This is a genomic window from Flavobacterium algicola (genome assembly GCF_022399565.1).
Classification (GTDB): domain Bacteria; phylum Bacteroidota; class Bacteroidia; order Flavobacteriales; family Flavobacteriaceae; genus Flavobacterium; species Flavobacterium algicola.
In genome coordinates this window covers 76,103-102,904 of record NZ_JAJTUT010000006.1, presented here as the reverse complement: position 1 = coordinate 102,904, position 26,802 = coordinate 76,103, and the positions used below count along the sequence as shown (strand labels likewise).

General features: G+C 33.8%; 22 protein-coding genes. 12 read left to right on the top strand and 10 right to left on the bottom strand.

What is annotated here, in order from left to right:
• Nucleotides 1-142 precede the first annotated feature (142 nt).
• The 6 genes from purH to rodA all read left to right on the top strand — a co-directional run bounded on the left by purH (nt 143) and on the right by rodA (nt 7,347).
• A complete protein-coding gene (purH, locus tag LXH21_RS16825) occupies nt 143-1,669 on the top strand; it encodes a bifunctional phosphoribosylaminoimidazolecarboxamide formyltransferase/IMP cyclohydrolase (protein WP_239868684.1) in 1,527 nt (508 codons plus the stop codon).
• Between the two features lie 53 nt (nt 1,670-1,722).
• Nucleotides 1,723-2,751, top strand: a complete 1,029-nt coding sequence (locus LXH21_RS16820) for a rod shape-determining protein (RefSeq protein WP_239868681.1) — start codon at nt 1,723-1,725, stop codon at nt 2,749-2,751.
• A 96-nt stretch (nt 2,752-2,847) separates the two neighbouring features.
• Entirely contained in the window at nt 2,848-3,675 is an 828-nt protein-coding gene (gene mreC / locus LXH21_RS16815; RefSeq protein WP_239868678.1) for a rod shape-determining protein MreC, read from the top strand.
• A complete protein-coding gene (locus LXH21_RS16810; protein WP_239868675.1) occupies nt 3,668-4,174 on the top strand; it encodes a rod shape-determining protein MreD in 507 nt (168 codons plus the stop codon). The genes mreC and LXH21_RS16810 overlap by 8 nt, the downstream gene beginning before the upstream one ends.
• Nucleotides 4,171-6,099 (top strand): penicillin-binding protein 2, encoded by a 1,929-nt coding sequence (gene mrdA, locus LXH21_RS16805; protein ID WP_239868672.1) that lies wholly within the window; start codon nt 4,171-4,173, stop codon nt 6,097-6,099. The genes LXH21_RS16810 and mrdA overlap by 4 nt, the downstream gene beginning before the upstream one ends.
• A 12-nt stretch (nt 6,100-6,111) precedes the next feature.
• Nucleotides 6,112-7,347, top strand: a complete 1,236-nt coding sequence (gene rodA / locus LXH21_RS16800; RefSeq protein WP_239868668.1) for a rod shape-determining protein RodA — start codon at nt 6,112-6,114, stop codon at nt 7,345-7,347.
• 15 nt (nt 7,348-7,362) lie between these two features.
• Here the strand turns inward: rodA and LXH21_RS16795 are convergent, their stop codons facing one another.
• On the bottom strand, nt 7,363-8,241 hold the full coding sequence (locus LXH21_RS16795; protein WP_239868665.1) for a DNA/RNA non-specific endonuclease: 879 nt from the start codon (nt 8,239-8,241) through the stop codon (nt 7,363-7,365).
• A gap of 10 nt (nt 8,242-8,251) precedes the next feature.
• A complete protein-coding gene (locus LXH21_RS16790) occupies nt 8,252-10,504 on the bottom strand; it encodes a carboxy terminal-processing peptidase (protein WP_239868662.1) in 2,253 nt (750 codons plus the stop codon).
• A gap of 177 nt (nt 10,505-10,681) precedes the next feature.
• Here LXH21_RS16790 and surE point away from each other — a divergent pair, with 177 nt between their 5' ends.
• From surE to LXH21_RS16765, 5 genes are all read left to right on the top strand, one after another.
• Nucleotides 10,682-11,461, top strand: coding sequence for a 5'/3'-nucleotidase SurE (gene surE, locus LXH21_RS16785; protein ID WP_239868659.1), 780 nt, complete (start codon nt 10,682-10,684; stop codon nt 11,459-11,461).
• Nucleotides 11,421-11,726, top strand: a complete 306-nt coding sequence (locus tag LXH21_RS16780) for a hypothetical protein (protein WP_239868656.1) — start codon at nt 11,421-11,423, stop codon at nt 11,724-11,726. Before surE ends, LXH21_RS16780 begins: the two co-directional genes overlap by 41 nt.
• Nucleotides 11,727-11,809: 83 nt before the next feature.
• Nucleotides 11,810-12,928, top strand: coding sequence for a lipid-A-disaccharide synthase (lpxB, locus tag LXH21_RS16775; protein WP_239868653.1), 1,119 nt, complete (start codon nt 11,810-11,812; stop codon nt 12,926-12,928).
• Between the two features lie 10 nt (nt 12,929-12,938).
• On the top strand, nt 12,939-13,421 hold the full coding sequence (locus tag LXH21_RS16770; protein WP_239868650.1) for a C40 family peptidase: 483 nt from the start codon (nt 12,939-12,941) through the stop codon (nt 13,419-13,421).
• 38 nt (nt 13,422-13,459) lie between these two features.
• Nucleotides 13,460-15,490, top strand: coding sequence for a ComEC/Rec2 family competence protein (locus LXH21_RS16765; protein ID WP_239868648.1), 2,031 nt, complete (start codon nt 13,460-13,462; stop codon nt 15,488-15,490).
• A gap of 1 nt (nt 15,491) precedes the next feature.
• Here LXH21_RS16765 and LXH21_RS16760 read toward each other — a convergent pair whose 3' ends face one another.
• The 8 genes from LXH21_RS16760 to LXH21_RS16725 all read right to left on the bottom strand — a co-directional run bounded on the left by LXH21_RS16760 (nt 15,492) and on the right by LXH21_RS16725 (nt 25,310).
• Entirely contained in the window at nt 15,492-16,787 is a 1,296-nt protein-coding gene (locus LXH21_RS16760) for a DASH family cryptochrome (protein ID WP_239868645.1), read from the bottom strand.
• A complete protein-coding gene (locus LXH21_RS16755; RefSeq protein WP_239868643.1) occupies nt 16,787-18,319 on the bottom strand; it encodes a cryptochrome/photolyase family protein in 1,533 nt (510 codons plus the stop codon). Before LXH21_RS16755 ends, LXH21_RS16760 begins: the two co-directional genes overlap by 1 nt.
• 2 nt (nt 18,320-18,321) lie before the next feature.
• Nucleotides 18,322-18,459 carry a DUF2256 domain-containing protein gene (locus LXH21_RS16750; RefSeq protein WP_239868641.1) on the bottom strand — a complete coding sequence of 46 codons (138 nt, stop codon included), beginning with the start codon at nt 18,457-18,459 and terminating at the stop codon, nt 18,322-18,324.
• Nucleotides 18,460-18,635: 176 nt separating this feature from the next.
• A complete protein-coding gene (locus LXH21_RS16745; protein WP_239868639.1) occupies nt 18,636-20,126 on the bottom strand; it encodes a cryptochrome/deoxyribodipyrimidine photo-lyase family protein in 1,491 nt (496 codons plus the stop codon).
• Nucleotides 20,116-20,772, bottom strand: coding sequence for a flavin reductase family protein (locus LXH21_RS16740; RefSeq protein WP_239868636.1), 657 nt, complete (start codon nt 20,770-20,772; stop codon nt 20,116-20,118). The genes LXH21_RS16745 and LXH21_RS16740 overlap by 11 nt, the downstream gene beginning before the upstream one ends.
• A gap of 248 nt (nt 20,773-21,020) precedes the next feature.
• Nucleotides 21,021-21,479 carry a thioredoxin family protein gene (locus LXH21_RS16735; RefSeq protein WP_239868634.1) on the bottom strand — a complete coding sequence of 153 codons (459 nt, stop codon included), beginning with the start codon at nt 21,477-21,479 and terminating at the stop codon, nt 21,021-21,023.
• A gap of 50 nt (nt 21,480-21,529) precedes the next feature.
• A complete protein-coding gene (locus LXH21_RS16730) occupies nt 21,530-23,074 on the bottom strand; it encodes a peptide MFS transporter (protein ID WP_239868631.1) in 1,545 nt (514 codons plus the stop codon).
• A gap of 61 nt (nt 23,075-23,135) precedes the next feature.
• Nucleotides 23,136-25,310 (bottom strand): S9 family peptidase, encoded by a 2,175-nt coding sequence (locus tag LXH21_RS16725; RefSeq protein WP_239868628.1) that lies wholly within the window; start codon nt 25,308-25,310, stop codon nt 23,136-23,138.
• Nucleotides 25,311-25,455: 145 nt separating this feature from the next.
• On the opposite strand from LXH21_RS16725, the gene LXH21_RS16720 reads away from it, so the two are divergent.
• Nucleotides 25,456-26,802: a hydroxymethylglutaryl-CoA reductase, degradative gene (locus tag LXH21_RS16720; protein ID WP_262916227.1), complete on the top strand. Its 1,347-nt coding sequence runs from the start codon at nt 25,456-25,458 to the stop codon at nt 26,800-26,802.

The following is a 26,802-nucleotide window of genomic DNA, read 5'->3' as shown; positions in this document are numbered from 1 at the left end:
AAATTAAAGCAACTCCTTCATTTTAAAAGCTAATTTTAATAATATTAAGCCAATTAACAAGTATTTCAAAATTATCTCTTTTTCAAATAGTCTTATTTTCAGTTAAAAAAACTACTTTTGCACTTTCAAATTATAACACAATATGAGCACAACTAAAACAATTCAATCAGCATTAATTTCAGTTTTTTCTAAAGAAGGTCTTGAGCCTATTGTAAGACAACTACACAGCCAAAGCGTAACATTGTATTCTACAGGAGGTACAGAGGACTTTATAAAAAATCTAGGAATTCCTGTTGTGCCTGTTGAAGATGTGACTTCTTACCCTTCGATCTTAGGTGGAAGAGTAAAAACATTGCACCCAAAAGTTTTTGGTGGTATATTGAATAGACAAGATCATGAAGGCGATATCGCACAAATGATAGAATACAATATTCCACAAATTGACTTAGTAATTGTTGATTTATATCCGTTTGAAAAAACTGTTGCATCTGGAGCTAGTGAATCTGATATTATTGAAAAAATTGATATTGGTGGTATTTCACTGATTCGTGCTGCTGCAAAAAACTTCAAAGACACAGCGATTGTTGCTTCTGTTGATGATTATGCATTATTCTTGGACATGATTACTTCTCAAGAAGGTGCTACTACAATTGAAGACAGAAAATTGTTAGCTACAAAAGCTTTTCACGTTTCTTCTCATTACGATGGTGCTATCTTTAACTACTTTAATACTGACGAAACTTTCTATAAAGAAAGTATTGCCAACGGACAAATACTACGTTACGGAGAAAACCCACACCAAAAAGGGTTTTTCTTTGGTGATTTTGAAGCAATGTTTACCAAATTACACGGTAAAGAACTTTCATACAACAACTTACTTGATGTAGACGCTGCAGTTAATTTAATCAATGAATTTAAAACTGACGGACCTACATTTGCCATTTTAAAACACAACAACGCTTGTGGACTAGCATCAAGAGACACTATCGAGGAAGCTTACAACGCTGCTTTGGCATGTGATCCTACTTCTGCATTTGGGGGAGTATTGATTGCAAATAGTACAATTGACGTAGCAACTGCAATTGAAATAAATAAATTATTTTGTGAAGTAGTAATCGCTCCTTTATATGATTACGAAGCTTTGGCAATTTTACAAGAAAAGAAAAATAGAATTGTATTAATACAAAATGAGGTCGAATTACCTAACCGTCAAGTAAGAACATGTTTGAATGGTTTGTTAATTCAAGACAGAAACAGTATTACAGACAATAAAGAAGACTTAAAGACCGTTACTACTACAAGTCCTTCAGAACAAGAGATTCAAGATTTAATCTTTGCTTCTAAAATTTGTAAAAACACGAAATCAAACACGATTGTTTTCGCTAAAAATGGTACTTTGATTTCATCAGGTACAGGTCAAACTTCAAGAGTAGATGCATTACTCCAAGCTATTGAAAAAGCCAAACACTTTGGATTTGATTTGACTGGAGCCTCTATGGCAAGTGACGCATTTTTCCCGTTTCCTGACTGTGTAGCTCTAGCGAAAGAAGCTGGAATTACCGCTGTAATTCAACCAGGAGGATCTATAAAAGACGCATTAAGTATTGACTATTGCAATGAAAATAATTTGGCAATGGTATTTACAGGAACACGTCATTTCAAACATTAATTTGTTTAACTTTGTGCTCGATTAAATTTATAACTTTTAACCCAAAATAATCTATGGGATTTTTTGATTTCATGACTGAGGATATCGCGATAGACCTTGGTACCGCTAATACCTTAATTATCCATAATGACAAAGTCGTTATCGATAGTCCATCTATAGTTGCTCGTGATAGAATTTCAGGCAAAATAATAGCCGTTGGTAAAGAAGCTAACTTGATGCAAGGTAAAACGCATGAAAACATTAAAACGATTAGGCCACTTAAAGATGGTGTAATTGCTGATTTTGATGCTTCAGAAAAGATGATAAGCATGTTTATCAGAAGTATTCCAGCATTAAAAAAGAAGATGTTCACTCCTGCCCTTCGTATGGTAGTATGTATTCCTTCAGGAATTACAGAGGTAGAGATGAGAGCAGTAAAAGAATCTTGTGAGAGAGTAAATGGTAAAGAAGTGTATTTAATACACGAACCTATGGCTGCAGCAATTGGTATTGGAATCGATATCATGCAACCAAAAGGTAATATGATTGTTGACATAGGTGGTGGTACTACCGAAATTGCAGTAATCGCTTTGGGTGGAATTGTATGTGATAAGTCTGTGAAAATTGCAGGTGATGTGTTTACAAATGACATCGTATATTACATGCGTACGCAACACAATTTGTTTGTAGGTGAAAGCACTGCAGAAAAAATTAAAATACAAATAGGAGCAGCTATTGAAGATTTAGAAACCCCTCCAGAGGACATGTCAGTTCAAGGTAGAGATTTGCTTACAGGGAAACCTAAGCAAGTCGAAGTATCTTATAGAGAAATTGCCAAAGCGCTAGACAAGTCTATTCAAAGAATTGAAGATGCGGTAATGGAAACTTTATCTCAGACTCCTCCTGAATTAGCTGCAGATATCTACAACACAGGTATTTATTTAGCTGGTGGAGGTTCTATGTTAAGAGGTTTAGACAAACGTATTTCTCAAAAAACCGATTTACCTGTTTACATCGCTGAAGATCCATTAAGAGCAGTAGTTCGTGGAACTGGAATAACATTAAAAAATATAGGTAAATTTAAAAGTATCTTAATCAAATAAGATTTTCTTATCTGTATCTGATTTTTTATAAGATTATATAAACTTATAAAAAATCAGATATTACGCCTATTTTGAAACATATAATCAAATAAGAAAATGCAGCAAATTTTTAATTTCATATTCAAAAACAGTAATCGAATACTGTTTTTGCTGTTATTATGCATTTCACTATTGCTTACTATTCAATCGCATTCTTTTCATAAAAGTAGAGTTATTAGTTCTGCAAACTTCGTTAGCGGAGGTGTGTACGAGAAGATTAACAATGTAAGTGAATATTTGAATTTACAAACTCAAAATGAAGCTTTGGCTCTTGAAAATGCAAGATTAAAAAGTATTTTATTCAGTACCAAAGACACTACCGAAATTAAGAAAATAGAAAATCTAGAAGGAGTTGCTCCTGATGATATTCTTGTTTCGAAGGTTATCCATAATTCTTATAACGCACCAGAAAACTTTTTGACTTTAAATTCAGGAACTTTAAAAGGTGTTGAACCTGATATGGGCGTTATAAATAATCTTGGTATTGTTGGTATCGTTGATAAAACTTCACCTAACTATGCAACTGTAGTAAGTCTTTTGAATACCAGGTCTCAGATCAATGCAAAGGTTAAAAAATCAAATCATTTTGGATCATTAGTTTGGAATGGAAAAAGCACCGGCTTTGTACAACTTATTGATGTACCGAGACTTGCATCTGTTAGAAAAGGAGATACCATTGTTACAGGTGGGCAATCTGTTATTTTTCCAGAAAATATAAACATTGGTACAATTGATAAAATTTACATTGACAATAAAACCAATTATTACACGCTAAATATTAAACTTTTTAATGACATGACTAATTTGGGCCATGTTTACATTATAAAAAGCAAGAACAGAGCCGAATTGAATAATCTAGAAAACCAAAATAAAAAAAATGAATAGCTCTTTGTTAGTCAATGTTTTTCGGTTTATACTATTATTAGCCGTTCAAATTGTTATATTCAACAATATGACTTTTTTGGGCTTTATCATGCCACTGCCCTATATTTTATTCATTATACTTTATCCTGTAAATGGTAATAAATCAGGATTACTATTTGCAAGCTTTTTATTAGGATTAGCGATGGACTTCTTTTCAAATTCAGGAGGTACGCATGCTACAGCTTGCATTGTACTCGCTTATTTTAGACCGGCGATTTTTAAATTCTCATTTGGTGTGAGTTATGAATATCAAACGATTAAAATAAATGATTCGCTTACCCCAGAACGGTTCTCCTTTATATTGCTAGCTGTTCTGATTCATCATATAACATTATTTATCGTAGAAGCTTTCCAAGTTACTATCATTCTAGACATTCTACTGCGAACCTTACTAAGTGCTGTATTTACAATTCTTAGTTGTATTATTATAATCTATCTTATTAAGCCCGTAAAAAGATGAGAAAAATACTGCTGCCTTCCTTAATTATCATAGCAGCATCATTGCTACTAATTCGCATATTTTATTTGCAAGTAATCAACGATACTTTCAAACTAAAATCAGAGAATAATGCAATAAAAATAAAATATGATTACCCAGAAAGAGGTTATATTTTCGACAGAAATGGCAAATTATTAGTATCTAATCAAGCTTCTTATGATATTATGGTTATTCCTAGAGAATTAAAAAATATCGATACATTAGAGTTCTGCCAACTTTTAAAAATCACTAAAGAAGATTTCATTAAGAACATAAAAAAGGCGAAGGTTTATAGCCCTAGACTTCCATCGGTTTTTTTACCACAATTAAATAAAAGCGAGTTTGCCGCTTTCCAGGAAAAAATCCGAAAATTTGAAGGTTTCTATTTTCAAAAACGATCTTTAAGAGACTATGAAGTCGATTATGGAGCGAATGTTTTTGGCGGAATTACAGAAGTAAACGAAAGCAAAATAGCAAAGAACCCTTACTATAAAAGCGGTGATTTAATAGGAGTGCAGGGAGTTGAGCAAAGCTACGAAGAAATACTTCGTGGAATCAAAGGTGTAAAATACATTCAAAAAGACAAATACAATCGAGAAATAGGATCTTATAAAGAAGGTAAGTACGACACAATTGCTGTACAAGGTGAAGACATCAACCTTACCATTGATGCCGAAATTCAAAAATATGGTGAGCAATTAATGATCAACAAACGTGGTGGAATCGTAGCAATCGAACCTCAAACAGGTGAGATTTTGGCTTTGATCACTGCTCCTTCCTACGATCCATCGATATTAGTTGGTAGACAACGATCAAAAAACTATACTTTATTATATTATGATTCTATCGCAAAACCGCTATATGATAGAGGATTACTTGCGGAATACCCTCCTGGGTCACCGTTCAAAATCTTAACTGGTTTGGTTGCACTTCAAGAAGGTGTCATCGATGAGCAAACTACGTTTGTTTGTCATCACGGTTTTAGCTACGCTCGCGGACGCTTTATGGCTTGTCACGGTTTTGGACCACATCAATTAAATAACGGAATTTACAATTCATGTAATACTTACTTTGCATCTGCCTACATGAAAACCATCAACAAATATGCTAAACCAGCCTACGCAGTTGATGTATGGAGTAATCACGTTAAAAGTTTTGGACTAGGTGATTTTATGGGTTATGATTTACCTACCGGAAGAAGAGGAAATATTCCTGACTCCAAGACCTATAAAAAGATCTATCCTAATGGTGGATGGAGAAGTACAACTATTGTCTCAAATTCGATCGGACAAGGGGAAGTATTGATGACTCCAATTCAACTAGCAAATATGATTGCGACAGTATCAAATGAAGGTTATTACTATACCCCTCATATCATAAAAAAGATTAAGGGAGGTGCTATCGACAAAAAGTTTACAACAAAACACGTAACCACTATCGACAAGAAATATTTTAAACCTGTAATTCAAGGTCTTCATGACGTATACAATTTTGGTACCGCCAGCTCTTTGAGAGTAGAAGGGATTGAAATTTGTGGAAAAACGGGTACGGCAGAAAACTTTGCGAAAATTGGAGGAAAGAGAGTGCAATTAAAAGATCACTCTATTTTTGTTGCCTTTGCCCCGAAAGATAATCCAAAAATAGCTATTGCTATCATGGTAGAAAATGGTGGATACGGTGCAACAATTGCAGGACCAATCGCTAGTTTAATGATTGAAAAGTACTTAAGGAAAAAAATCACCAGAGTCGACTTAGAAAAACGAGTTCTTGGAATTAGTTTAAGAGATCAATATGCAAGATTAGGCGGAATGGCCGAAGCTAACGCCATTGAGTCTACGCCAAAAGAAAATTTTGTAAAAAATATGGCAGCAGCAGTAAAGGTCGATTCGACTAAGAAAATTAATTAGAGATTCATTACAATGAAAAATCAAAGTATTAAGAAAAATCTCGATTGGAGTTGCGTAATTATCTATAGCGCATTAGTGATTTTAGGCTGGTTAAATATATTTTCATCATCGCTTTCATCACCAGATAATACCTATCAAAAGCAATTGATCTTTATTGTTTTGACAATTCCTTTAATTTTTATCATTCTTGCTATAGATGGTAAAATCTACGAGAAATATGCAAGTATTATTTTTGTTGTCTCACTTATCTCTCTTGCAGGCCTATTTGTTGCTGGAAAGACAATTGCAGGGCAGAGATGTTGGTATGCCATAGGGAGTTTCACTATTCAGCCTTCTGAGTTTGCTAAAGCCGCCACATCGTTAGCACTCGCAAAGTATTTAAGTGACTCGCAAATCAATTTAAAGGACGTAAACAGACAAATTCAAGCGCTAGCAATAGTATTTCTACCCGTTTTTCTAATCTTGCCTCAACCAGATCCTGGGAGCGCCTTGATTTATAGCATCTTTTTTGTTGTATTATATAGAGAAGGACTGCCAGCTTGGTATGTACTTACAGGTGCAGCAGCGATAGTTTTATTTGTACTTACATTAGTAATTGAACCACAATATGTAATTCTCTTAGCCCTAGTTGCGCTCGTTTTACATTATTTTAAATCAAGGTTAGGAGATCGAAATATTGTATTAAGCAGTATACTCTTTGCATTAATGTCGGGATTCGTACTTTCTGTTAGCTATGTATTTGAAAATGTCTTTAAACAGCATCATCGTGATCGTTTTAATATTTTACTAGGAAAAACGGTTGATTTAAAAGGTATAGGCTATAATACAAATCAATCAGAAATTGCTATTGGTTCAGGAGGATGGATCGGAAAAGGTTTTCTTGAAGGAACACAAACTAAGGGTGGTTTCGTACCTGAACAGCATACTGACTATATTTTCACTACAGTAGGTGAAGAATGGGGTTTTGCTGGTTCATTGGTAGTTATAGGTTTATTTGCCGCCCTGCTTTTGAGAATCATCTATTTAGCCGAGAGGCAAAAGACTAAATTCAGTAGAGTTTACGGCTATTGCGTGGCAGGGATATTATTCACACACTTTTTCGTCAACATCTCGATGGTCGTTGGTATTTTCCCTACCATCGGAGTACCATTACCTTTCTTTTCCTACGGAGGTTCTGGATTATGGGGATTTACCATTTTGCTCTTTATATTCCTAAAAATGGACGCCAACAAAGTAAATGAGTGGTAGAAAGTTATGGCTATTTTAATTTGATAGCCATAACTTAGAATCAGTATTCATTTCTAATTTATTTTCAATCTTGTCATCTAGATTAGGAAAAAAATCTATTCCAGTAAGTTTTTCAATCCTATCAACAGATACAACGAACTCATAAAGGGATTTGTCACTCTTTTCATTGGGCATTAAGAACGCTATCATTTTCTGTTTTCCTACCTCATCCTCAAATACTATTTTGTAGAAATAATCAGGCACAGCTACTTTTTGATTGCCTATTGTTTTTGATGTATTCTTTAAAACACCCCCAGTGATTACTATAACGCCATTTTCTTTTTTTGCCCAGTAGCGTACTTTTTGTTCCAATCTGTTCCATATACCTCCATTAAACTCATGATTTTGAGGAGATATATTAGAGGTGTAAAATGTATCATTATATGCCTCTAGGCTAAATTCCATGTCTGCCGCAGGGCAAAGATGACCTTTGTCATAACCCGATTTTTTATAATTTCTCCAGTCAGCAGAACGTGTACTAACTTTTGGATCTTCAATGAAGTACGGTCTTTTAAAATCATTATTAATTATATAATCACTTTTAAGTTCATAAGCTACCCATTCTGCTTGTTCTACTTCCTCATTGTAAGATAAAGTATAAAATTGGTGCTCTACCACTTGATTGGTTGTTGAAGTTGGTAAGTAATGAGTCCAGTCGGCAACTTTTGGTTGCTCTGTTTTATTTTTTTTAATAGCGCTCCCCCTCCCCAACTTCGCATTATCAATCACTTTACCATCAGAAGATTCATGATCTAACTTACACGACACTATCGTCCCTAAACTCAAAACGCCCCAAAGAATCAAATTGATTATTTGGGGCGTTTTTGGGAATGAATTTAATTTAATTTGTTTCATTCAATAGAAATTATGATTTAGCTAATTTTTCTTTTTTTGCTGTTATAGCTTGCTTAGACATAGATTTTGTTTGCAAATCATCTAATACATTTAATGCCTCTTCTACATAAATGTCTTTTGACAGAGCTTCATGCCATCTTGTTCTTTTTTCCTTTAAATCAGCATCCTTAGTTGTTTGTTCAACCTCATATGGCAACGACTTAAATGATAAGTTATTTTTATATTTAGATATAGGTTTATATTTCTTAGCCTTTTCTTCAATATCTTTTTGAGCTAATCTAAATTTATCAAGATTCAAACTATAATTATAATCTGCACTACGGCTATCAATCCATTTTGCATTTTCCTCTATTAATTTAAAGTTTTCGCTACTCGCAATACGACTCTTACTGTTGGCGATAGCTTTGCTAAAATTAGCATTTTTATCCCATACTGTATAAGTTGCTGCATCTATTTTGTCCCATGGCATTGCGTTTTCAACATCGCGTTCTCCCATTTTTAAATAAGCATATCTGTCTGGCATCACTACATCACTACTTACGCCCTCTAATTGTGTAGAGCCACCATTGATTCTATAAAACTTTTGAGTGGTCGTTTTAAGAGCCCCCAAATCACCAACAGCATTATTGCGAACAAACTGATTTAAATCAATTACATTTTGAACCGTTCCTTTACCATACGTCTGCTTACTACCAATAATAACTCCACGTTTGTAATCTTGAATCGCTGCAGCCAAAATTTCAGATGCAGACGCAGAAAAACTATTTACCATAATGACTAGCGGCCCATCCCATTCGATCTTTTTGTCTTTATCGAAAAGAACTTCTTTCTTGCGACCTGCTGATTTAATTTGTACAATCGGACCTTCACTAATGAATAAACCTGCAATATCAACTACTGTTGATAATGATCCACCACCATCATCACGAACATCTAAAACAATACCATCAACGTTTTCTTTTTTAAGACGTTCTACTTCTAAGGCAATATCCTTTCCGGCATCTCTACCATTTTTATCTTCAAAATCGATATAGAATTTTGGTAAATAAATTACGCCATAATTCAGTCCATTTTTATTTACGATACTTGATTTCACATATGTTTCCTCAATTTCGACAATATCTCTAATTATAGAAATAACAGCGATTGTACCATCAACTTTCTTAACAGTCAATCTTACCTCTGTTCCTTTTGGTCCTTTGATTTTTTTGACTACATCGTCAAGGCGCATACCTACAACATCTACAGGTACATCACTTCCTTGTGCGACTTTCATCACGACATCTCCCGCTTCTAATTTTTTACCTCTCCAAGCTGGTCCTCCAGAAATTAGCTCAGATATTTCGGTAAAGTCATTTTTCTTTTGAAGTCTAGCACCAATTCCTTCCAATTTCCCACTCATACTCACATCGAAACGTTCTTTCTCTTCTGGAGCAAAGTAATTTGTATGCGGATCAAAACGAGCCGTTATTGAATTAATGAATACTGAAAACCAATCATTTTTATTTAAATCTTCCATGAATCCAAAATAATCATCTAAAGATTTTTTAGCAGTTTCACGAGTTTCTTTCTCCAATTCCACAAATGATTTTGGAGCTTCATTATCTTTTACATCCTTTTTTTGAACAGTCGCTACAACCTCTTCTTCAGCATCCCCAGATTCTTCTGCAGATTTAACTTCTTCAACAATTCCTTTGGCTTTATTCTCTTGTAATTTTAAACGATCAGTAAGTGATGACAAAGCAGATAATTTAATTTGCTTGCGCCATTTCTCATTAAGCTCAGCACTATTCTTAGCATAAGGTGCTTTCTCATAATCAGTATTGAAACTTTCATCAGTAGTAAAGTCAAATGGAGTTTTTAATATACTTTCATATATCTTTTTACTCTCTTCCATTCTTTGAATTAGTCTGTCATAAGTAACATTGAAAAAAGTCAAATCTTTATTCAAAATCTGATCATCAAGCTCATTTTCATATTTTGAAAACTCATCTATATCTGACTGTAGAAAGAATCTTTTTGATGGATCTAATGCCTGAATGTAATCCTTATACACGCCTTTCGAAAATGTATCATCAATTGCTGCAGGGCTATAGTGACCTTTTTCAATTACAAATGTTAACAATTCTAAAAGGAGTTTATCTTTATCGGGATCTGATTCGTTATTAGATTTAATATTAAACGCAAACAATGTTATTGAAAGAACAACAATTGTAAGAAGTATTTTATAATGTCTTTTCATAAATTTAATTATAGCATTCATTCAAATTTTTAAACTAAGTTAATTTAAAAACCACGCCATCACCTGTAAAGCTTGCATAATTTTTTGTTAAAGATATGAAAATGTTTTTTTTGTTTCTCGTTTAAAAACAACCATGTAAATAAATTTTGCTTCCTTTGTATTTACGACATTTATAACTTTAAAAATTGCATAAAAATCATGGACAATCAAAAACCTTTAATCCTTATTACTAATGATGATGGCGTTACAGCGCCTGGAATTCGAGCATTAATAGAAGTGATGTCCGAAATTGGTCAAGTTGTAGTTGTAGCTCCCGACAAACCACAAAGCGCTATGGGACATGCTATTACAATAAACAATACTTTATATATTGACAAAATCTCTAAAGACGGTGATGCTATCTTGCAATATAGCTGCTCAGGTACACCTGTAGACTGTGTGAAATTAGGGGTGAATGAAATTTTGAAACGCAAGCCAGATCTTTGTGTATCTGGAATAAATCACGGCTCTAATTCCTCGATAAATGTAATTTATTCAGGAACAATGAGTGCTGCCGTCGAAGCTGGAATCGAAGGAATACCTGCCATAGGATTTTCACTTTTAGATTATAGTTGGGATGCGAATTTTGAAGAAGCAAAGCCTTTTATAAAGAAAATTGCTCTTGAAGTTTTGGATAAAAAACTGCCGAAAGATGTGGTTTTAAATGTCAATTTACCTAAACTTAAAACAAACGAAATTAAAGGTATAAAAATCTGTCGTCAAGCGAAAGCAATGTGGGTAGAACGCTTTGACAAAAGAACCTCCCCATTTGGTAAAGAATATTACTGGTTGACTGGTGATTTTGTAAATGAAGACAAGGGAGAAGATACAGATGAATGGGCATTGGCAAATGGCTACATTTCTATAGTTCCTGTGCAATTTGACTTAACAGCACATCATGCAACTCAACAACTTAATACTTGGAATTGGAATGAATAAAATGGATTTTATTCTAGGCATTATTATCGGGCTAGCAACTACAATTTTGGGTTGCTATCTCTTTATATCTATTTATACCACAATGACTTTTGTAGCGGGTGTAGAAGCTTTGCAAAGACAAGGATTAATTGGTAAAGTTATTACTCTAGGCTCTTTACTTAATTTGATCTCCTTTACGATTTTATTCAAATACAACAAAGATTCGATAGCAAAAGGTATTATTGCATCTGTACTTTTGATGACACTCTTGACTATATTTCTATAAATCCAAACTTAAACTTGATTCTCGTAATTGCAATGCGTAATTTTGAAATTGGTAAATTATAATCCTCTTACATTCAACATTTCATGAAATACTATATTATAGCTGGAGAAGCTTCGGGTGATTTACACGGTTCCAATTTGATGAAAGCTTTATTGAATAAAGATTCTAAAGCTGATATTCGATTCTGGGGAGGTGACTTGATGGCTAAAGTAGGAGGCACATTAGTCAAGCATTACCGCGAACTAGCCTTTATGGGATTTATAGAAGTTATCTTTAATTTAAAAACTATATTGGGCAACATTAAAATCTGTAAAGATGATATACTAAGCTACAAACCAGACGTTATCATTTTTATTGATTATCCCGGCTTTAATATGCGTATAGCAAAATGGGCAAAAGAACTGGGAATTAAAACTCATTATTATATATCTCCACAAATTTGGGCTTGGAAAGAAAACCGTATTAAAGCTATTAAACGCGATGTTGATAACATGTATGTCATTCTACCATTCGAAAAAACATTTTATGAAGACAAACACCATTTCCCAGTTGAATTTGTAGGTCACCCACTCATTGATGCTATTCATAATCAGAAAGATGACGAGGCTACGCACTTTCGAACAGAAAATAAATTATCCGAGAAGCCAATTATTGCATTGCTACCCGGAAGTAGAAAACAGGAAATTACCAAAATGTTATCAGGAATGTTAAGCATTGTGGATAATTACCCAGACTATCAATTTGTGATTGCAGGTGCACCAAGTCAAGATTATTCCTTTTACGAACCATTTATCACCAAGAAGAATATTGAGTTTGTTTCGAATAAAACATACAGCTTATTGCGTAATGCGACCGCAGCGTTGGTAACATCAGGCACGGCTACGCTTGAGACAGCACTATTTAAAGTGCCCGAAGTGGTTTGCTATAAAGGAAGCTGGGCTTCTTATCAAATTGCAAAACGTATTATCACCCTAAAATACATCTCTCTAGTCAATTTAATTATGGATGAAGAGGTGGTGACTGAATTAATACAAGATGAGTTCAATACCAAAAATATTAAGTGCGAACTAGATAAGATCCTAGAACCTAATCATCGAAAAAATCTTTTGGATAAATACGATTTACTGGAGCAGAAACTAGGAGGTTTGGGCGCAAGTGAAAAAACTGCTGAGCTAATTGTAAAAGATTTAAAAACAACATAATATCCATCTATTGAAATACATTCTATACTTAACGCTATTTGCTCTATTATTTACATCTTGTAAATCCGGCTCTTCGGCCAATAGTAAAAACAACCATTCTTATTCAATGGCAGATAAAATTGTGAATAGCGCCAGCAAGCACATTGGAGCACCATACAAAATGGCAGGAAAGACTGCCGCAGGATTTGATTGCTCTGGGTTGGTTTACAGCACCTTTAATGAGTTTGAGGTGCAAGTCCCGAGAACCTCATATGATCAAGCAAAAATTGGTAAAGCATTAGGTCAGAATTTTAATAAAGCAACTAAAGGTGATCTTATTTTTTTTAAGACAAATAATAGCTCGCGAATTAATCATGTTGGAATAATTACGGAGGCTAATAATGACGAAATAAAATTCATTCACTCTTCTACCTCTAGAGGAGTTATTATATCATCCACAAAAGAATCATACTACCAGAGAGCCTTTACTCAAATAAATAGAATTCTAGAATAATTTTTATGTTGTATTAAGAAAATCAGTACTTTAGAATTATGAAGATACTGCATTTTCCATTAACAAAAATAACTTTGGGTTTCCTGCTCGGAATCCTTTTTGCGTATAATATAAAGGTAGAATACAGTTTAGGTTTTTCTTTTTTATTATTCGCATTTTTACTTTTCATTATTAGTTATTACACACAAATAAAAGTAGGAAAGGGAAATTTACTTTTTGGCTTAGCAAGCTGTTTTATAAGTTTTACTATTGGTATGACTACTCTCAACGCTCATACAGAGACATATCAAAAAGAACATTATTCTCATTTTGACATTAACTTTGATAGTGAAAACTATATTGCTGCCACGATTAAGGAGAGAATAAAAAGTACTGAGAAAAATGATCGGTATATTATATCTCTGGCTCAAATTAACGGTCATAAAAATTCTGGTAAGGTTCTTTTAAACCTTCAAAAAGACAAGTCAAACAGCTCTTTAATTGTAGGCAATCATATTTTCGTCAAAGGTAAAATCATTAGAAATAAACCTCCTTACAACCCTTCATTATTTGACTACTCTCGTTATTTGGAGAATAAGCAGATTTACGGTCAGCTCTATTCAAAATACGAATCACTAAAAGTGAGTACATTAATAGAAAAAGATCTTTTTTACTATTGCTCAAAATTGACTACTACTATCTTGCATAACTTAGAAAAGAGTCATTTTGATCCCCAATCTTTATCGGTTGCCATGGCCTTGATCTTAGGTCAGAAACAAGATTTATCTTCAGCTGTTTTACACGATTATCAATATGCAGGTGCTATACATATTTTATCAGTTTCAGGCTTACATATCGGATTTATATTGATTTTTCTAAACTTTATTCTCAGCCCTATTCCAAATACCAAAAAAGGCTCTTTAATTAAGTTACTTCTAAGCATTGCATTATTATTCTTGTTTGCGATCATTGCGGGTTTATCACCATCTGTTATTCGATCGGTGGTAATGTTCTCTTTCATTGCATTAGGCTATTATTTGCGACGCAGTACTTATATTTATCACACCATAATCGTTTCCATATTACTTATTCTATTTTTTCAACCTTATTTTTTATTTGATGCTGGATTTCAGTTAAGTTATCTAGCAGTTTTTTCAATCATTTGGATTCAACCGCTGTTAGCCAACATATGGAAGCCAAAAAGCAAGGTTTTACAATTCTGTTGGAACATATTCACGGTCTCAGTTGCTGCTCAAATTGGTACGTTACCCCTAAGTTTATTTTATTTTCATCAGTTTCCAGGATTGTTTTTTGTAACTAATTTGTTGATTTTACCATTCTTAAGCATCATAATGATTTTGGGTATTGTTGTGATGCTGCTAGCAGCTTTCAATTTCACGCCATTGCTATTAATCAAGATTTTCGACTGGAGCATTTATGGTATGAATTCAGTAATTAATGAAATCGCATCATTACACTATTTTGTGCTTAAAGATATTCCTTTTAATAACTATCTACTTTTAAGTTCCTACCTTCTAATTATTACCATTATCGTTTGGTTTAAGAAACCTAAATTCAGCAAACTCATTTGGATTTTTATCGCTATAATCGGGCTGCAACTTTCTTACATAAAAACAACTTATGAAAACCAGGTTGGTCAAGAATGGCAAATTTTTAACCAACAGAAAAATAGTTTAATTACAGAACGCAAGGGAGATTTGGTGATTGCATATACAAATGACACTATTACGAACCTAACTTCAAATTTGAATTTGCAAGGCTACTTAGTATCTCATTTTTCTGCACTTAATAGAAGATCACCTTTGCTAAATGTGGCTTATTTCAATAAAAATAAGATCTTAATTATCGATAGTCTTGGTATATATCCAGCAAACTGCCGACCAGACATACTAGTATTAACACAGTCTCCTAAAATAAACTTAGACCGTCTATTACCTATATTGCATCCTAAGATTGTGATTGCAGATGGAACCAATTTTAAAAACATACAGCAAAACTGGAAGTTAAGTTGTAAAAAGCAAAATATCCCTTTTCATGCTACTGCCGAAAAGGGATACTATAAACTTTAATCTAACTCTTTTTGTTCAACCAAAGATCGCGGTATATATTATCTTTATCATAATCTTTGGCTTGTTTTTCTATATTAAAATACCGATTCCCACGAGGATCATTTCCTACTCCGGCAAGATAAGCCCAGTTTCCCCAATTACTACATACATCATAATCTATGAGTTGTTGCTCAAAGTAGGCAGCACCATAACGCCAGTCTAATTTTAAGTCATTGCACAAATAACTGGCTACATTTTGGCGTCCTCGATTACTCATATAACCGCTTTCTTTAAGCTCTATCATATTGGCATCAACAAAGTCAACTCCTGTCTCACCGTTTATCCACTTTTGTAAAATTTTTGGACTACTAGGCGTAGTCGGTTTCTCTTGGCTTTTTATTCCTGATTTTAAAAATAATTGGTGGTTGTACTTTTTCATTACAAATCTGAAGTAATCACGCCAGAGTAATTCAAAAATCAACCAGTAAGTAGAATCATTGGCTGAGAACTGCTCCTCATATTTTTTTAATTCAGAATAAATAAGTCGTGGAGAAATACAGCCTAATGCCAACCATGGTGAAAATTTGGAAGAATACGAATCGCCTACCATTCCATTACGCGTTTCCTTATAGGTAGCAATATGCTTTTCTTTAAAAAAATAATAATTTAATCGTTTCAAGGCTTCACTTTCACCACCTTTAAATAGCACTGCTGCTCTACTGTCTATTTTGACAGGTTTTAAATCAAAATCAGACAAATTGGGTAACTTGAACGCTGGCATTTCTGGAGATTTAATACTAGTTGGAGCCTGAAATGCAGGTCGAATGATGGCATCCTTTTCTATTTTTTTTCTAAACACCGTAAAAATATCCGGAATGTCTTTTATTCCAAAAGGCAAATCTTCTGCATGGTATAAAGTACTAGTACTGATAGTTTCAAATTCACATTTTAATTTAAACAATTCATTTTGCACGAGATCTTCCGTTGTTTTTTCCTCTGATGCAACTTCACGTTTAGCAAAAACTTTTGAGATTTTATACTGCCTAACAAGTTTTGGGATTTCTATTTCTGGCTTGCCTATTACAACTAGTAGGTCACCTCCAAGTTTTTTTAATTCTTTTTGAAGGTCTTTTAAAGACTCCAATAGAAATTTCGCCCTATAACTTCCTGTCTTTTTAAATCCAAATGAAGTTGTTGCAAAGTGGGCTTCATCAAAACAGTAGACAGGCAGGATACAGTCACTTTTGGCGACTGCCTTTATCAATGTTTCATTGTCTTGTATTCGTAAATCAGTTTTAAACCATACTATACTTTTCATCATAAATCGTTTAAATGTTCTAAATAATACTGTGCTTGTTCTAGCAATTCCGCTTTATGGTCTGGTTTCATCTTTCTCCATAGATTATACATCATACCTATTCGTGGATTCTTACCCAATTTATCTTCATGCTTGTCATAAAAATTCCAGTACAAACTATTAAATGGACAGGCTTTGGGACCCGTCTTCTTTGACTTATCGTAGTAGCAAGATCCGCAGTAATGACTCATTTTATCAATATAAGAAGCGGAGCTGACATAAGGCTTTGTACCTACAATACCACCGTCTGCAAATTGACTCATTCCGCGAGTGTTGGTAATTTCGACCCACTCAATTGCATCGATATAAATTCCTAAATACCAAGCATCTACTTCATCTGGATCAATTCCTGCTAATAAGGCAAAATTACCTGTCACCATTAACCGCTGAATGTGATGTGCGTAGGCAAAATCTAAAGACTGATTGATACTAAATTTTAAACAATTCATTTTTGTTTTACCCGTCCAGAACCAATCAGGCAGCTTGTTCGTGTTTTCAAAATAATTAAGTTTGGAATAATCGGGCATTTTCAACCAATAAATCCCTCGCATGTATTCACGCCAACCAATAATTTGTCTTACAAAGCCCTCTACTTGATTATAAGATATCGAATTTTTATCTCCTTCCCATTTAGCAATAGCAGCGTTGATGACTTCAAGCGGCGATAGCATTTTTGTATTTAACGAAAAAGAAACTCGTGAATGGTATAATGACCAATCATTTGGCGTCATAGCATCTTGAAAATCTCCAAAATGAGGTAGAAATTCATCTACAAAGTGGTTCAACAACTCTAATGACTGTCTCCTATTTACAGGCCAAAGAAATCTTTTAGCATCGATAGTCCCAATAGTTTTACAATCGGCATCTTGAATTTCTTTCAGTATCGATGTGGTATCATTTTCGAACTCTAATGGTGGTGCTGGCTTAGTGCTTTTGGGCAATTTTTTTCGGTTGCTTTTATCGAAATTCCACTTCCCATTTACTGGAGCATCACCAACCATCAGAACTCGGTGCTTCTTTCGCATATAATGATAAAAGCTTTCCATTAAAAATGTTTTTTTCCCATCAAAAAAATCTCCTAACTCATTTCTATGACTGAAGAAATGTTCAGAATCAACTGCTTTTGATGGAATCTTGAGCGTTAAACAAAAGTTTATTAAGAGCTGGTCTAATCGATACTCATCTGGCAATTGATATTCGAAAGATTCAAATTTATCGCGTTCCAATATTCTACTTATATTAGCCTCAAAAGAGTGTAGATTGGTCTTATCTGTGAGTTTAATATATTCAAAATTAAAGCCCTTCTTTTTTAAATCAGCAGAAAAATTTCTCATGGAAGCAAAGAATCCAACTACTTTTTGAATATGATGTGTTGCATAACTTGTCTCCGTTGCTACTTCCATCATAATGTAGTACACATTTGACTCTGCATTATCAAACCACGAATGGTTACTATTTAATTGATCACCAAGTATAAGTCGAAGAGTCTTCATATCTATTTTGTATTTCTGCAACGCTCGCTGCAGTATTTTACGGAATTCCAATTTTTCTCCCATTTTTTCCGCCAAGAAAAGGGCCTGTTACAGACCGTACACATTTTTGTTGGCAAATCAGATTTCTTTACATTTTTCATCTGCTAGTATTTGTAGCACGAGTTTGACTTTATAATTTCTTATTTAGAATTGTATGGGTCTTCTTCACGCAATGACCATATAACTATAATTGCACTCAACAAAATCCTTACAATTTTCGAATAAAAAAAATATAATTCCTGTAGTCAGAATAGCTATTTCATATTAATACTATTATTTAATTCATCTTACTTTTTCGAGAATCCTTATTATTTACGTGCTTATTCAGAGTACGATTCCCTTCTTTCTTAGCCAATACAGATTCTCTCAAACTCCAAACCACATTACTTGCTTCTTTCCGGGTTGATTCAATATCTACAATTGGAAATGGATAATGCTCCCCTAGTTTAAAATCATACAACTCTTGCTCCATGCTACTTAATTTCCATGGTTCATGTATAAAATTTAATGGAACGTTCTGCAACTCAGGCAACCATTGTCTTATGAAAATACCGTCGGGATCGTGGTCTTCAGAATTTTTAACCGGATTATAAATTCTAATTGTATTTATGCCTGTTACTCCCGCTTGCATTTGTAATTGCGGATAATGTATTCCTGGCTCATAATCTAAAAATTGCCTTGCCAAAAAATGTAATTCACGCCAATCTTGCCATAAATTGAAAACAAAAAATGAAACTACCATGGCACGCATTCTAAAATTAATGTAGCCTGTTGCTGCCACACAACGCATACAGGCATCAACGATAGGAACTCCGGTTTGACCATCTTGCCAAGCTTTAATATAATGCTCATTTTTTGGTTTGCTTATGGCATCATAGGCTTTGTTAATGTTCTCAAATTCCATACTAGATTCATCTTCAAACTTCTGTATAAAATGACAGTGCCAAAACAAACGAGATACAAAATTGGAAATTGCTCTTTTATTAAGTGCAGTTTCATAATTTTGCATTGTATATTGATAGACCATGCGCATGCTTATGTTTCCATAGGCTAAATAGGGTGATAATCTACTACAACCCTTCCGACTTAAACTTGGTTTTGATATGTGCTTGCTGTAGTTTACAGCCCTTGTTTTTATAAAGCTATCCAGATAACGCCATGCCCAATATTCGCCTCCTTGTTGGAAATTTTCATTTCGACTAGTAACCTCTGTTGGTAAAATTTTTCCTTTTAAACTCAGGTAGAGATTTTCTGTTAGATTTGTAAAAACTATTTTATCAAGCTCATTATTAATAACAGGGTCGGTCATCTTTGTGCTCCAACGATGCTGCCAATTGTTCCTGTTTTTTAATTTTCGAATTACACCATTAGTTTGATATTCTCTCCACAAAATTTTATTATCAGTAAATAATTTCTGCATCGAAATATCACGATCAAATGACAGCTTATTCCCTATTTCTTGATGAGAATAAATAGTTTGAATATCATAGTTTTGAATCAATTCTTTATAAACAACGCTTGTTTCATTATGAAAGTAATATAGATGAGTCTCATATCTTTGTAGTTTTGTCTCCATTTCTAGAACAGACTCATATATAAACCGCCAATGTCGTAAATCGCTATCCGGGTAGTCCATAAGCGAGGGTTCAAAAAAGTAAAGCAGTAAAGTGGGTAATCCTGCCATTTGAGCTTCATAAAGAGGCTCGTGATCTACAAATCGTAGATCGCGCTTAAACCATACAATATTTACTTTTTCTTTACTCAACATAATTTAAATTAATCGACCTAACAGCTTTATCGGGCACTGCATAACTCAAACGATCTAATCGTACTGTAGAATGATAACTGTCCAAACCACTGCAAGTAATTGTATCAGCTTTTTCGATATCAATAAAACCGTCAACACACAAGCAGTCTTCTGGGTAATAAATAGCTTGAACTTCACCGATAATCAGTATTGTACCATTAAGCTCAATATCTATCTTCTGCTTAAATTTCATTGCCATTTGAATATTACTTTCCTGCACAAACGGAGCAGTAAAGCCGTCTTTGTATAATGCATGCAATCCAGTAATATCAAATTCCGAAGTAGATTTATCATATCGTGCAGCTGTTTGATGCGCCTGTTTATAAATTGCACTGTTAATATGATTAATAGTATAAGATCCGGTTTCTAGCAAATTACTTAAAGTATGTCTTTCTACAGAATCTGGTCTAGTTATAAAACCTATTAATGCAGGGTTGGACCCCAAATGAATAATAGAACTAAAGACAGCTAAGTTCTCATTACCCAAAGTATCAACAGTACCAATTAGATTGACACATTTAAATCCTACAATTGCATTGATTAAATTCACTCTTTCCCTACTGTCCATGGCCTCTATTTGGTCTAATGATATACTTTTTTGCATCATAATCTATACTTTTCTACTTTAAGTAAAATACTTTGTTTAACAATTATAAGAATAAGTTAAACAAATATACTTCATTTTGATTGACTGCCCAAATGTTTGGGGACTAAAAAACACCTTACAATTTGCTATTTAAATAAATAAATTCTCGAAAAACACATCACAATTTTAAATGAAATCGTAGATTTTGGCGCAAAAAAAATCCCTTTACAGCTTTCGCCATAAAGGGATTTTAAAATTATAAATATGATTTACTTTTGATTTACTATACCATTAGCTTCTGCTAACCAAGCTTGGGGTCCACCAGCAACATAGCCAGTCTTCCCTAACGGTTTGAAATTAAATTTACCGTCTTTTTCTTTTACAACATTTGTAAAAAATATAGTTGGGAAACCTTGAATTCCAAATACTTGCTGTAGCTCTTCATTTTGTTTTTTGATCTCTGGGATTTGAGGCGTTCTTCTTGGATAATCTAACTCTACAAGAACGACACTTTTTGCCCACTTTTTAAACTCCGGTGTTTGAAGAACCTCTTTTTGTAGGCGTATGCACCAGCCGCACCAGTCACTACCTGTAAAAAAGAGCATTAAAGGTTTACTTTCTTTATTGCTTACTGTAATAGCATCTTTTATATTGGTATGCCATTTTAAATCTTGCGCTTGCGTACTTATTGAAACTAGGATGAGTAATGTCAGTAAAAATTTCTTCATTTTATTTCGGGTTTCTTTTTTAATGATCTAACAAATATAATGCCTTAATATTACTTAACACCATGCATTAACTTTTTCATAAGAGGAGATAACGCTATCATTATCAATCCTAAACCTACTGGAACAATTGTAAATATTAAGAAAAAAGTAGACAAACTATATTCATTACTAATCGTTTCAATCAATCCACCCATAGAACCTGCCAGTTTATTACCCATTGCTAAGAAAAGGTAGTAAACCCCAAACATGATACCAATCCAACTCGCTGGAACTAATTTACTAATGTATGATAAACTTACAGGAGATATACATAGCTCACCTAAAGTATGAAACAAGTAAGCCGCTACAAGCCAAAACATACTTACACGAACAACTGAATCTGCTGTAATGCCCATACTTCCGTATGCTAAGAAACCAAAGCCTAAACCTAGTAAGGCTAATCCTAAACCAAACTTCATTGGTCCAGAGATATTGTAGCTACTCTCCCACCATTTTGAAAACAAAGGAGCAAAGCAAATAATGAATAATGAATTTAGAATTCCGAACCATGATGCAGGAACCTCTGTTTCTGTCATTGAAAAGTCTCTGTAAATCTTCCAGATTACAATACCCCAAATTAAGATAAAACTTAAAGCAAGAATACTGTTACCTAATGCGTAATCTTTTACGGTTTTTGCAAACAACTTCAGTAAAACGTAAGTGATTACAACCAGTGGAATAAGTGTTAAAAGTGTATCTGATATTTTAAAAATCATTGCCGAATTGCCAAACAATTCTCTTTGCGTAAACTTATCGGCAAAAATAGTCATCGAACCACCCGCTTGTTCAAAAGCTGCCCAGAAAAACACAGAGAATACAGAGAATATAACTACAGCGATAATACGATCACGTATGATATTTGGAGCAATATTATCTTGTGCTTCTTTTGCTTTTATTGCTAATTTACTAGCTTCTGTTGGAGGTAAGCCAATATCACCAAAAATATTTTGTGTAAAATAGAACTGTAACATTCCAAAAAACATAAAGATTCCTGCCAAACCAAATCCTAAACTCCAAGAAACTTTTTCACCTATATATCCGCAAAGCATAATACCTAAAAAGGCTCCTGCGTTAACTCCCATATAAAATAAAGAGTATGCACCATCTTTCTTCTCAGGGTGATTGGCATAAGCATTGGATACGATTGAAGTCATATTAGGTTTAAACAAACCATTACCAATCATCAAACAACCAATACCAATGTAGAGAAACAGTGGTGTCTCTATCGCCATTGAGGCATGCCCTAGAGTCATAATAGCTGCACCAATAACAACGGCCCATCGATAACCAATATAGTTATCTGCTAGATACCCCCCTAAAATTGGTGTAAAATATACAACCATCGTGTAAGTACCGTACAATGCCATCGCATCTTGTACACTCCAGTTCCACCCACCTTCTGCAATGGATGTTGTTAAGAACAAAACCAATAAAGCTCTCATTCCATAATATGAAAAACGCTCCCACATTTCTGTGAAAAATAAAACAAATAGCCCTGCTGGATGTCCTAGAACAGGATTTTTAAAAAACGGATCTTCTGTATTGCTTACACTCATAAACTTGTAATTGATATTATATATTTTAAATTAGTGCTGTAAAAATAACTTAAATATTATATTAAAGGTGTTCTTTAATAAAATTTGTCATTTTATGGTACAATTGCAATCTGGTTTTTCCGCCATAAATTCCATGATTTTTATCTGGGTAAATTTGAGAATCAAACTGTTTGTTGGCTTGTATCAAGGCTTCCATCATCAACATTGAATTTTGCACATGTACATTATCATCAGCACTACCGTGTATCAATAAAAATTTCCCTTCCAATTGATCAGCAAAATTAATAGGGGAATTATCACTATACCCACTAGGGTTTTCTTGCGGTGTTTGCATATATCGTTCTGTGTAGACAGAATCGTAAAATTGCCAGTTGGTAACTGGTGCCACAGCAATTGCCATTTTAAATATATCACCTCCTTTTAAAATACAATTAGATGACATAAAGCCTCCAAACGACCAACCAAAGATTCCAATTCGTGATTGATCTACATATGAATAACTAGCCAAAACTTTTGCCGCTTCCATTTGATCTTCTAACTCATATTTACCTAATTGCTTGTAAGTAACTTTTTTGAATTCTTCTCCCTTAAAGCCTGTTCCTCTACCATCAACGCAAGCGACGATATAACCTTGTTGCGCCAACATTTTAAACCAATAGTCATTAGCACTATTCCAGTCATTTTTAACTTCTTGCGATCCTGGTCCCGAATACTGATACATCAGTACAGGATATTTCTTAGCTGCATCAAAGTTGTTTGGTTTAATAATCCAAGCATTCAATTCAATATTTTGTGCCGTTTTGATTGTCAAGAATTCCTTGACAGGAAGATCATATGACTTCAAGGTTGCTAGTAGATCTTCATTGCTTTCAATCATCTGTAATTCCTTACCAGACTTGGAATCATTTAAAGTAAATGTTCTTGGTTGTGACGCGTTTGAAAAAGAATTAATAAAATATTCATAGTTTGGACTAAACGTAGCCTTGTTAGTACCCGTTTTACTAGAAAGGCGCACTTTATTTTTACCATTTAACCCAACACGGTATACATCACGATTAGAAATACCATTCTCTACAGATTCATAATAAATAGTTTTCGACTTTTCGTCAAGACCATAAAAATCGGTAACCTCCCAATTGCCTTTAGTTACTTGCCGGATCAATTTTCCTGTTTTATCATACCAATAAATATGATTGTGTCCATCTAGTTCACTCGACCATAAAAATTGATTATCTGATAAGAAATACAAATTATCCTTATCTACAAAATCGATATATGATTTATTCTTTTCGTTTAAAATCAAACTTGTTTTTCCTGTGTTAGCGTCAACAAATAAAATATCCAGATTATTTTGATGACGGTTTAATACCACAACAGAAACTTTTGAAGCATCATTGGTCCATTTTATTCGACTGATGTAAAAGTCATTATATCCATCTAAATCTACTTTCTTTGTCACTTTGGAAGACACATTATACAAATGCAAAGAAACTGTTGCATTACGCTCTCCTGCTTTGGGATATTTTATTTTTTCGATTGTTGGGTACAGACCGGTTTCAAAAATGCTCATTGCAAATTCAGGAACCTCTCTTTCATCAAAGCGGATGTAAGCAATGTTTTTACTATCTGTACTCCAGTCAAAAGCGCGAACAAAGGCAAATTCTTCTTCATACACCCAATCAGTGATACCATTGATTATTTCATTTTTCTTACCATCTACTGTAATCGGTGTAGTAACTTTGGTTGATAAATCATAAATAAAAAGATTATTATCTTGAACAAAAGCAATTTTCTTTCCATCAGGAGAAAATGTCACCTCTTGAATAGAAGATTCTGTTACCTTAGACAATTCTTTTTTTGCAATATCATAAACAAAGTAATCAGCCTTAAAAGAATGCCTATAAATAGGTTGCTTATTACCTGCCAATAAAATAAGTTTTTCAGAATTATCAAAACTATAGCTTTCAATCATTGGCAAACGGCTGTACGAAGCAGAATTAAATAAAGTTGCTACTTTCTTTAAATTTGCGAAGTCATATAAATCAATCTGAGAACTATTACTGTTTTCATCATAATTTAAAACTGTATATTGATTAGATTTTTTCAATGATTGTAGCTCAGGCATTCCTTGAGCACGAAAAGTTCCCCCATATATTTCTTCAATTGTTAATTGTTTTTGAGCAAAAAGTCCGCAATTGAAGCACAGAACTAGAAGGATAAAATAATACTTAAACATGGATTTTTTTTTGATTTTAAAAAGAGTTCAATTTTAGTGAAAATTTTACACTTTTTAATCATTAGCAGTCATAAAACATTACTTATTGCCCTCAACATTTTTTTGGTTTTTTAATCTAAGGTATAAAAGACCTAAAAATGTATCTTTGCAGTCATCACAATCAAATTATAACCGAATGAATCAGCCATTTTCTGGATTTTCAAAATTGTCCAAAGAAGACAAAATAAACTGGATAGCAAAAGAATATTTCTCGACTCCGAATGAAGCTAAAGCATTGCTAAAGCAATATTGGAATAGTGATGCAAAAATTCAGAAACTACATGATGAATTCATAGAAAATACAATAACCAACTTTTATATTCCACTTGGTGTTGCCCCTAATTTTTTAATTAATGGCAAGTACAGCACAATCCCTATGGCAATAGAGGAAAGCTCTGTTGTTGCGGCAGCTGCAAAAGCGGCAAAATTTTGGTCTACTCGTGGCGGCTTCACAGCTACTGTTATGAATACCGAAAAAATTGGTCAAGTTCATTTTACATATAAAGGAGATGTCTCCAAATTAGAGCTGTTCTTTGCAAAAGCAAAGGCTACCTTTTTTGATGATACTGCAAGTATTACTGCTAACATGCAAAAACGTGGTGGTGGTATACTGAATATTGAACTTCGAGACAAAACCAATTTAATCCCTAACTACTTCCAGCTACATGTTACCTTTGAGACTAAAGACAGTATGGGGGCCAACTTTATAAATTCTTGTCTCGAGCAATTTGCCAATACATTAAAAAGAGAAGCTCATAACTACCAATCTTTCTCTGAAGAAGAGAAAAATATTCAGGTAATAATGAGTATTCTCTCTAATTATGTTCCAAACTGTATTGTACGTGCAGAAGTTTCCTGCCCTATTGCAGACTTACAAGAAAAACACATTACCAACCCCCAAGATTTTGCAGAGCGATTTGTACAGGCGATTCAAATTGCTGAAGTAGAACCTTACCGCGCTGTTACTCATAATAAAGGAATAATGAACGGTATAGACGCAGTGATTATCGCTACAGGCAATGATTTTAGAGCTGTAGAAGCAGGAATTCATGCGTATGCATCAAGATCAGGTCAGTATTCTAGTTTGTCACATGCTAAAATTGAAAATGGAATTTTTACATTTTGGCTTGAGGTACCTTTAGCTTTAGGTACTGTAGGCGGATTAACTAGTTTGCACCCACTAGTGAAACTATCATTAGAAATGCTAGAAAAACCATCTGCCAAAGAATTAATGCAATATGTAGCAGTAGCTGGCCTAGCGCAAAACTTTGGTGCTCTACGATCACTAACCACTTCTGGAATTCAAGAAGGACATATGAAAATGCATTTGAATAATATCTTGAACCAGTTAGAAGCGACGGATGAGGAGCGAATTCAAGTTCGAAAACATTTTAAAGAGCATGTGGTATCTCACAGTGGCGTTGTAAATTTTGTCGAAAACCTCAGAAAATAA

Coding starts and splice junctions, on each gene's coding strand:
- purH (WP_239868684.1), top strand. CDS start 143: ATGAGCACAACTAAAACAATTCAATCAGCATTAATTTCAGTTTTTTCT.
- LXH21_RS16725 (WP_239868628.1), bottom strand. CDS start 25,310: ATGTTTAAGTATTATTTTATCCTTCTAGTTCTGTGCTTCAATTGCGGA.
- LXH21_RS16730 (WP_239868631.1), bottom strand. CDS start 23,074: ATGAGTGTAAGCAATACAGAAGATCCGTTTTTTAAAAATCCTGTTCTA.
- lpxB (WP_239868653.1), top strand. CDS start 11,810: ATGAAATACTATATTATAGCTGGAGAAGCTTCGGGTGATTTACACGGT.
- LXH21_RS16780 (WP_239868656.1), top strand. CDS start 11,421: ATGCAACTCAACAACTTAATACTTGGAATTGGAATGAATAAAATGGAT.
- mreC (WP_239868678.1), top strand. CDS start 2,848: ATGCAGCAAATTTTTAATTTCATATTCAAAAACAGTAATCGAATACTG.
- LXH21_RS16755 (WP_239868643.1), bottom strand. CDS start 18,319: ATGAAGACTCTTCGACTTATACTTGGTGATCAATTAAATAGTAACCAT.
- mrdA (WP_239868672.1), top strand. CDS start 4,171: ATGAGAAAAATACTGCTGCCTTCCTTAATTATCATAGCAGCATCATTG.
- LXH21_RS16735 (WP_239868634.1), bottom strand. CDS start 21,479: ATGAAGAAATTTTTACTGACATTACTCATCCTAGTTTCAATAAGTACG.
- LXH21_RS16820 (WP_239868681.1), top strand. CDS start 1,723: ATGGGATTTTTTGATTTCATGACTGAGGATATCGCGATAGACCTTGGT.
- LXH21_RS16765 (WP_239868648.1), top strand. CDS start 13,460: ATGAAGATACTGCATTTTCCATTAACAAAAATAACTTTGGGTTTCCTG.
- LXH21_RS16810 (WP_239868675.1), top strand. CDS start 3,668: ATGAATAGCTCTTTGTTAGTCAATGTTTTTCGGTTTATACTATTATTA.
- LXH21_RS16760 (WP_239868645.1), bottom strand. CDS start 16,787: ATGAAAAGTATAGTATGGTTTAAAACTGATTTACGAATACAAGACAAT.
- rodA (WP_239868668.1), top strand. CDS start 6,112: ATGAAAAATCAAAGTATTAAGAAAAATCTCGATTGGAGTTGCGTAATT.
- surE (WP_239868659.1), top strand. CDS start 10,682: ATGGACAATCAAAAACCTTTAATCCTTATTACTAATGATGATGGCGTT.
- LXH21_RS16740 (WP_239868636.1), bottom strand. CDS start 20,772: ATGATGCAAAAAAGTATATCATTAGACCAAATAGAGGCCATGGACAGT.
- LXH21_RS16745 (WP_239868639.1), bottom strand. CDS start 20,126: ATGTTGAGTAAAGAAAAAGTAAATATTGTATGGTTTAAGCGCGATCTA.
- LXH21_RS16750 (WP_239868641.1), bottom strand. CDS start 18,459: ATGAAAAATGTAAAGAAATCTGATTTGCCAACAAAAATGTGTACGGTC.
- LXH21_RS16795 (WP_239868665.1), bottom strand. CDS start 8,241: ATGAAACAAATTAAATTAAATTCATTCCCAAAAACGCCCCAAATAATC.
- LXH21_RS16790 (WP_239868662.1), bottom strand. CDS start 10,504: ATGAATGCTATAATTAAATTTATGAAAAGACATTATAAAATACTTCTT.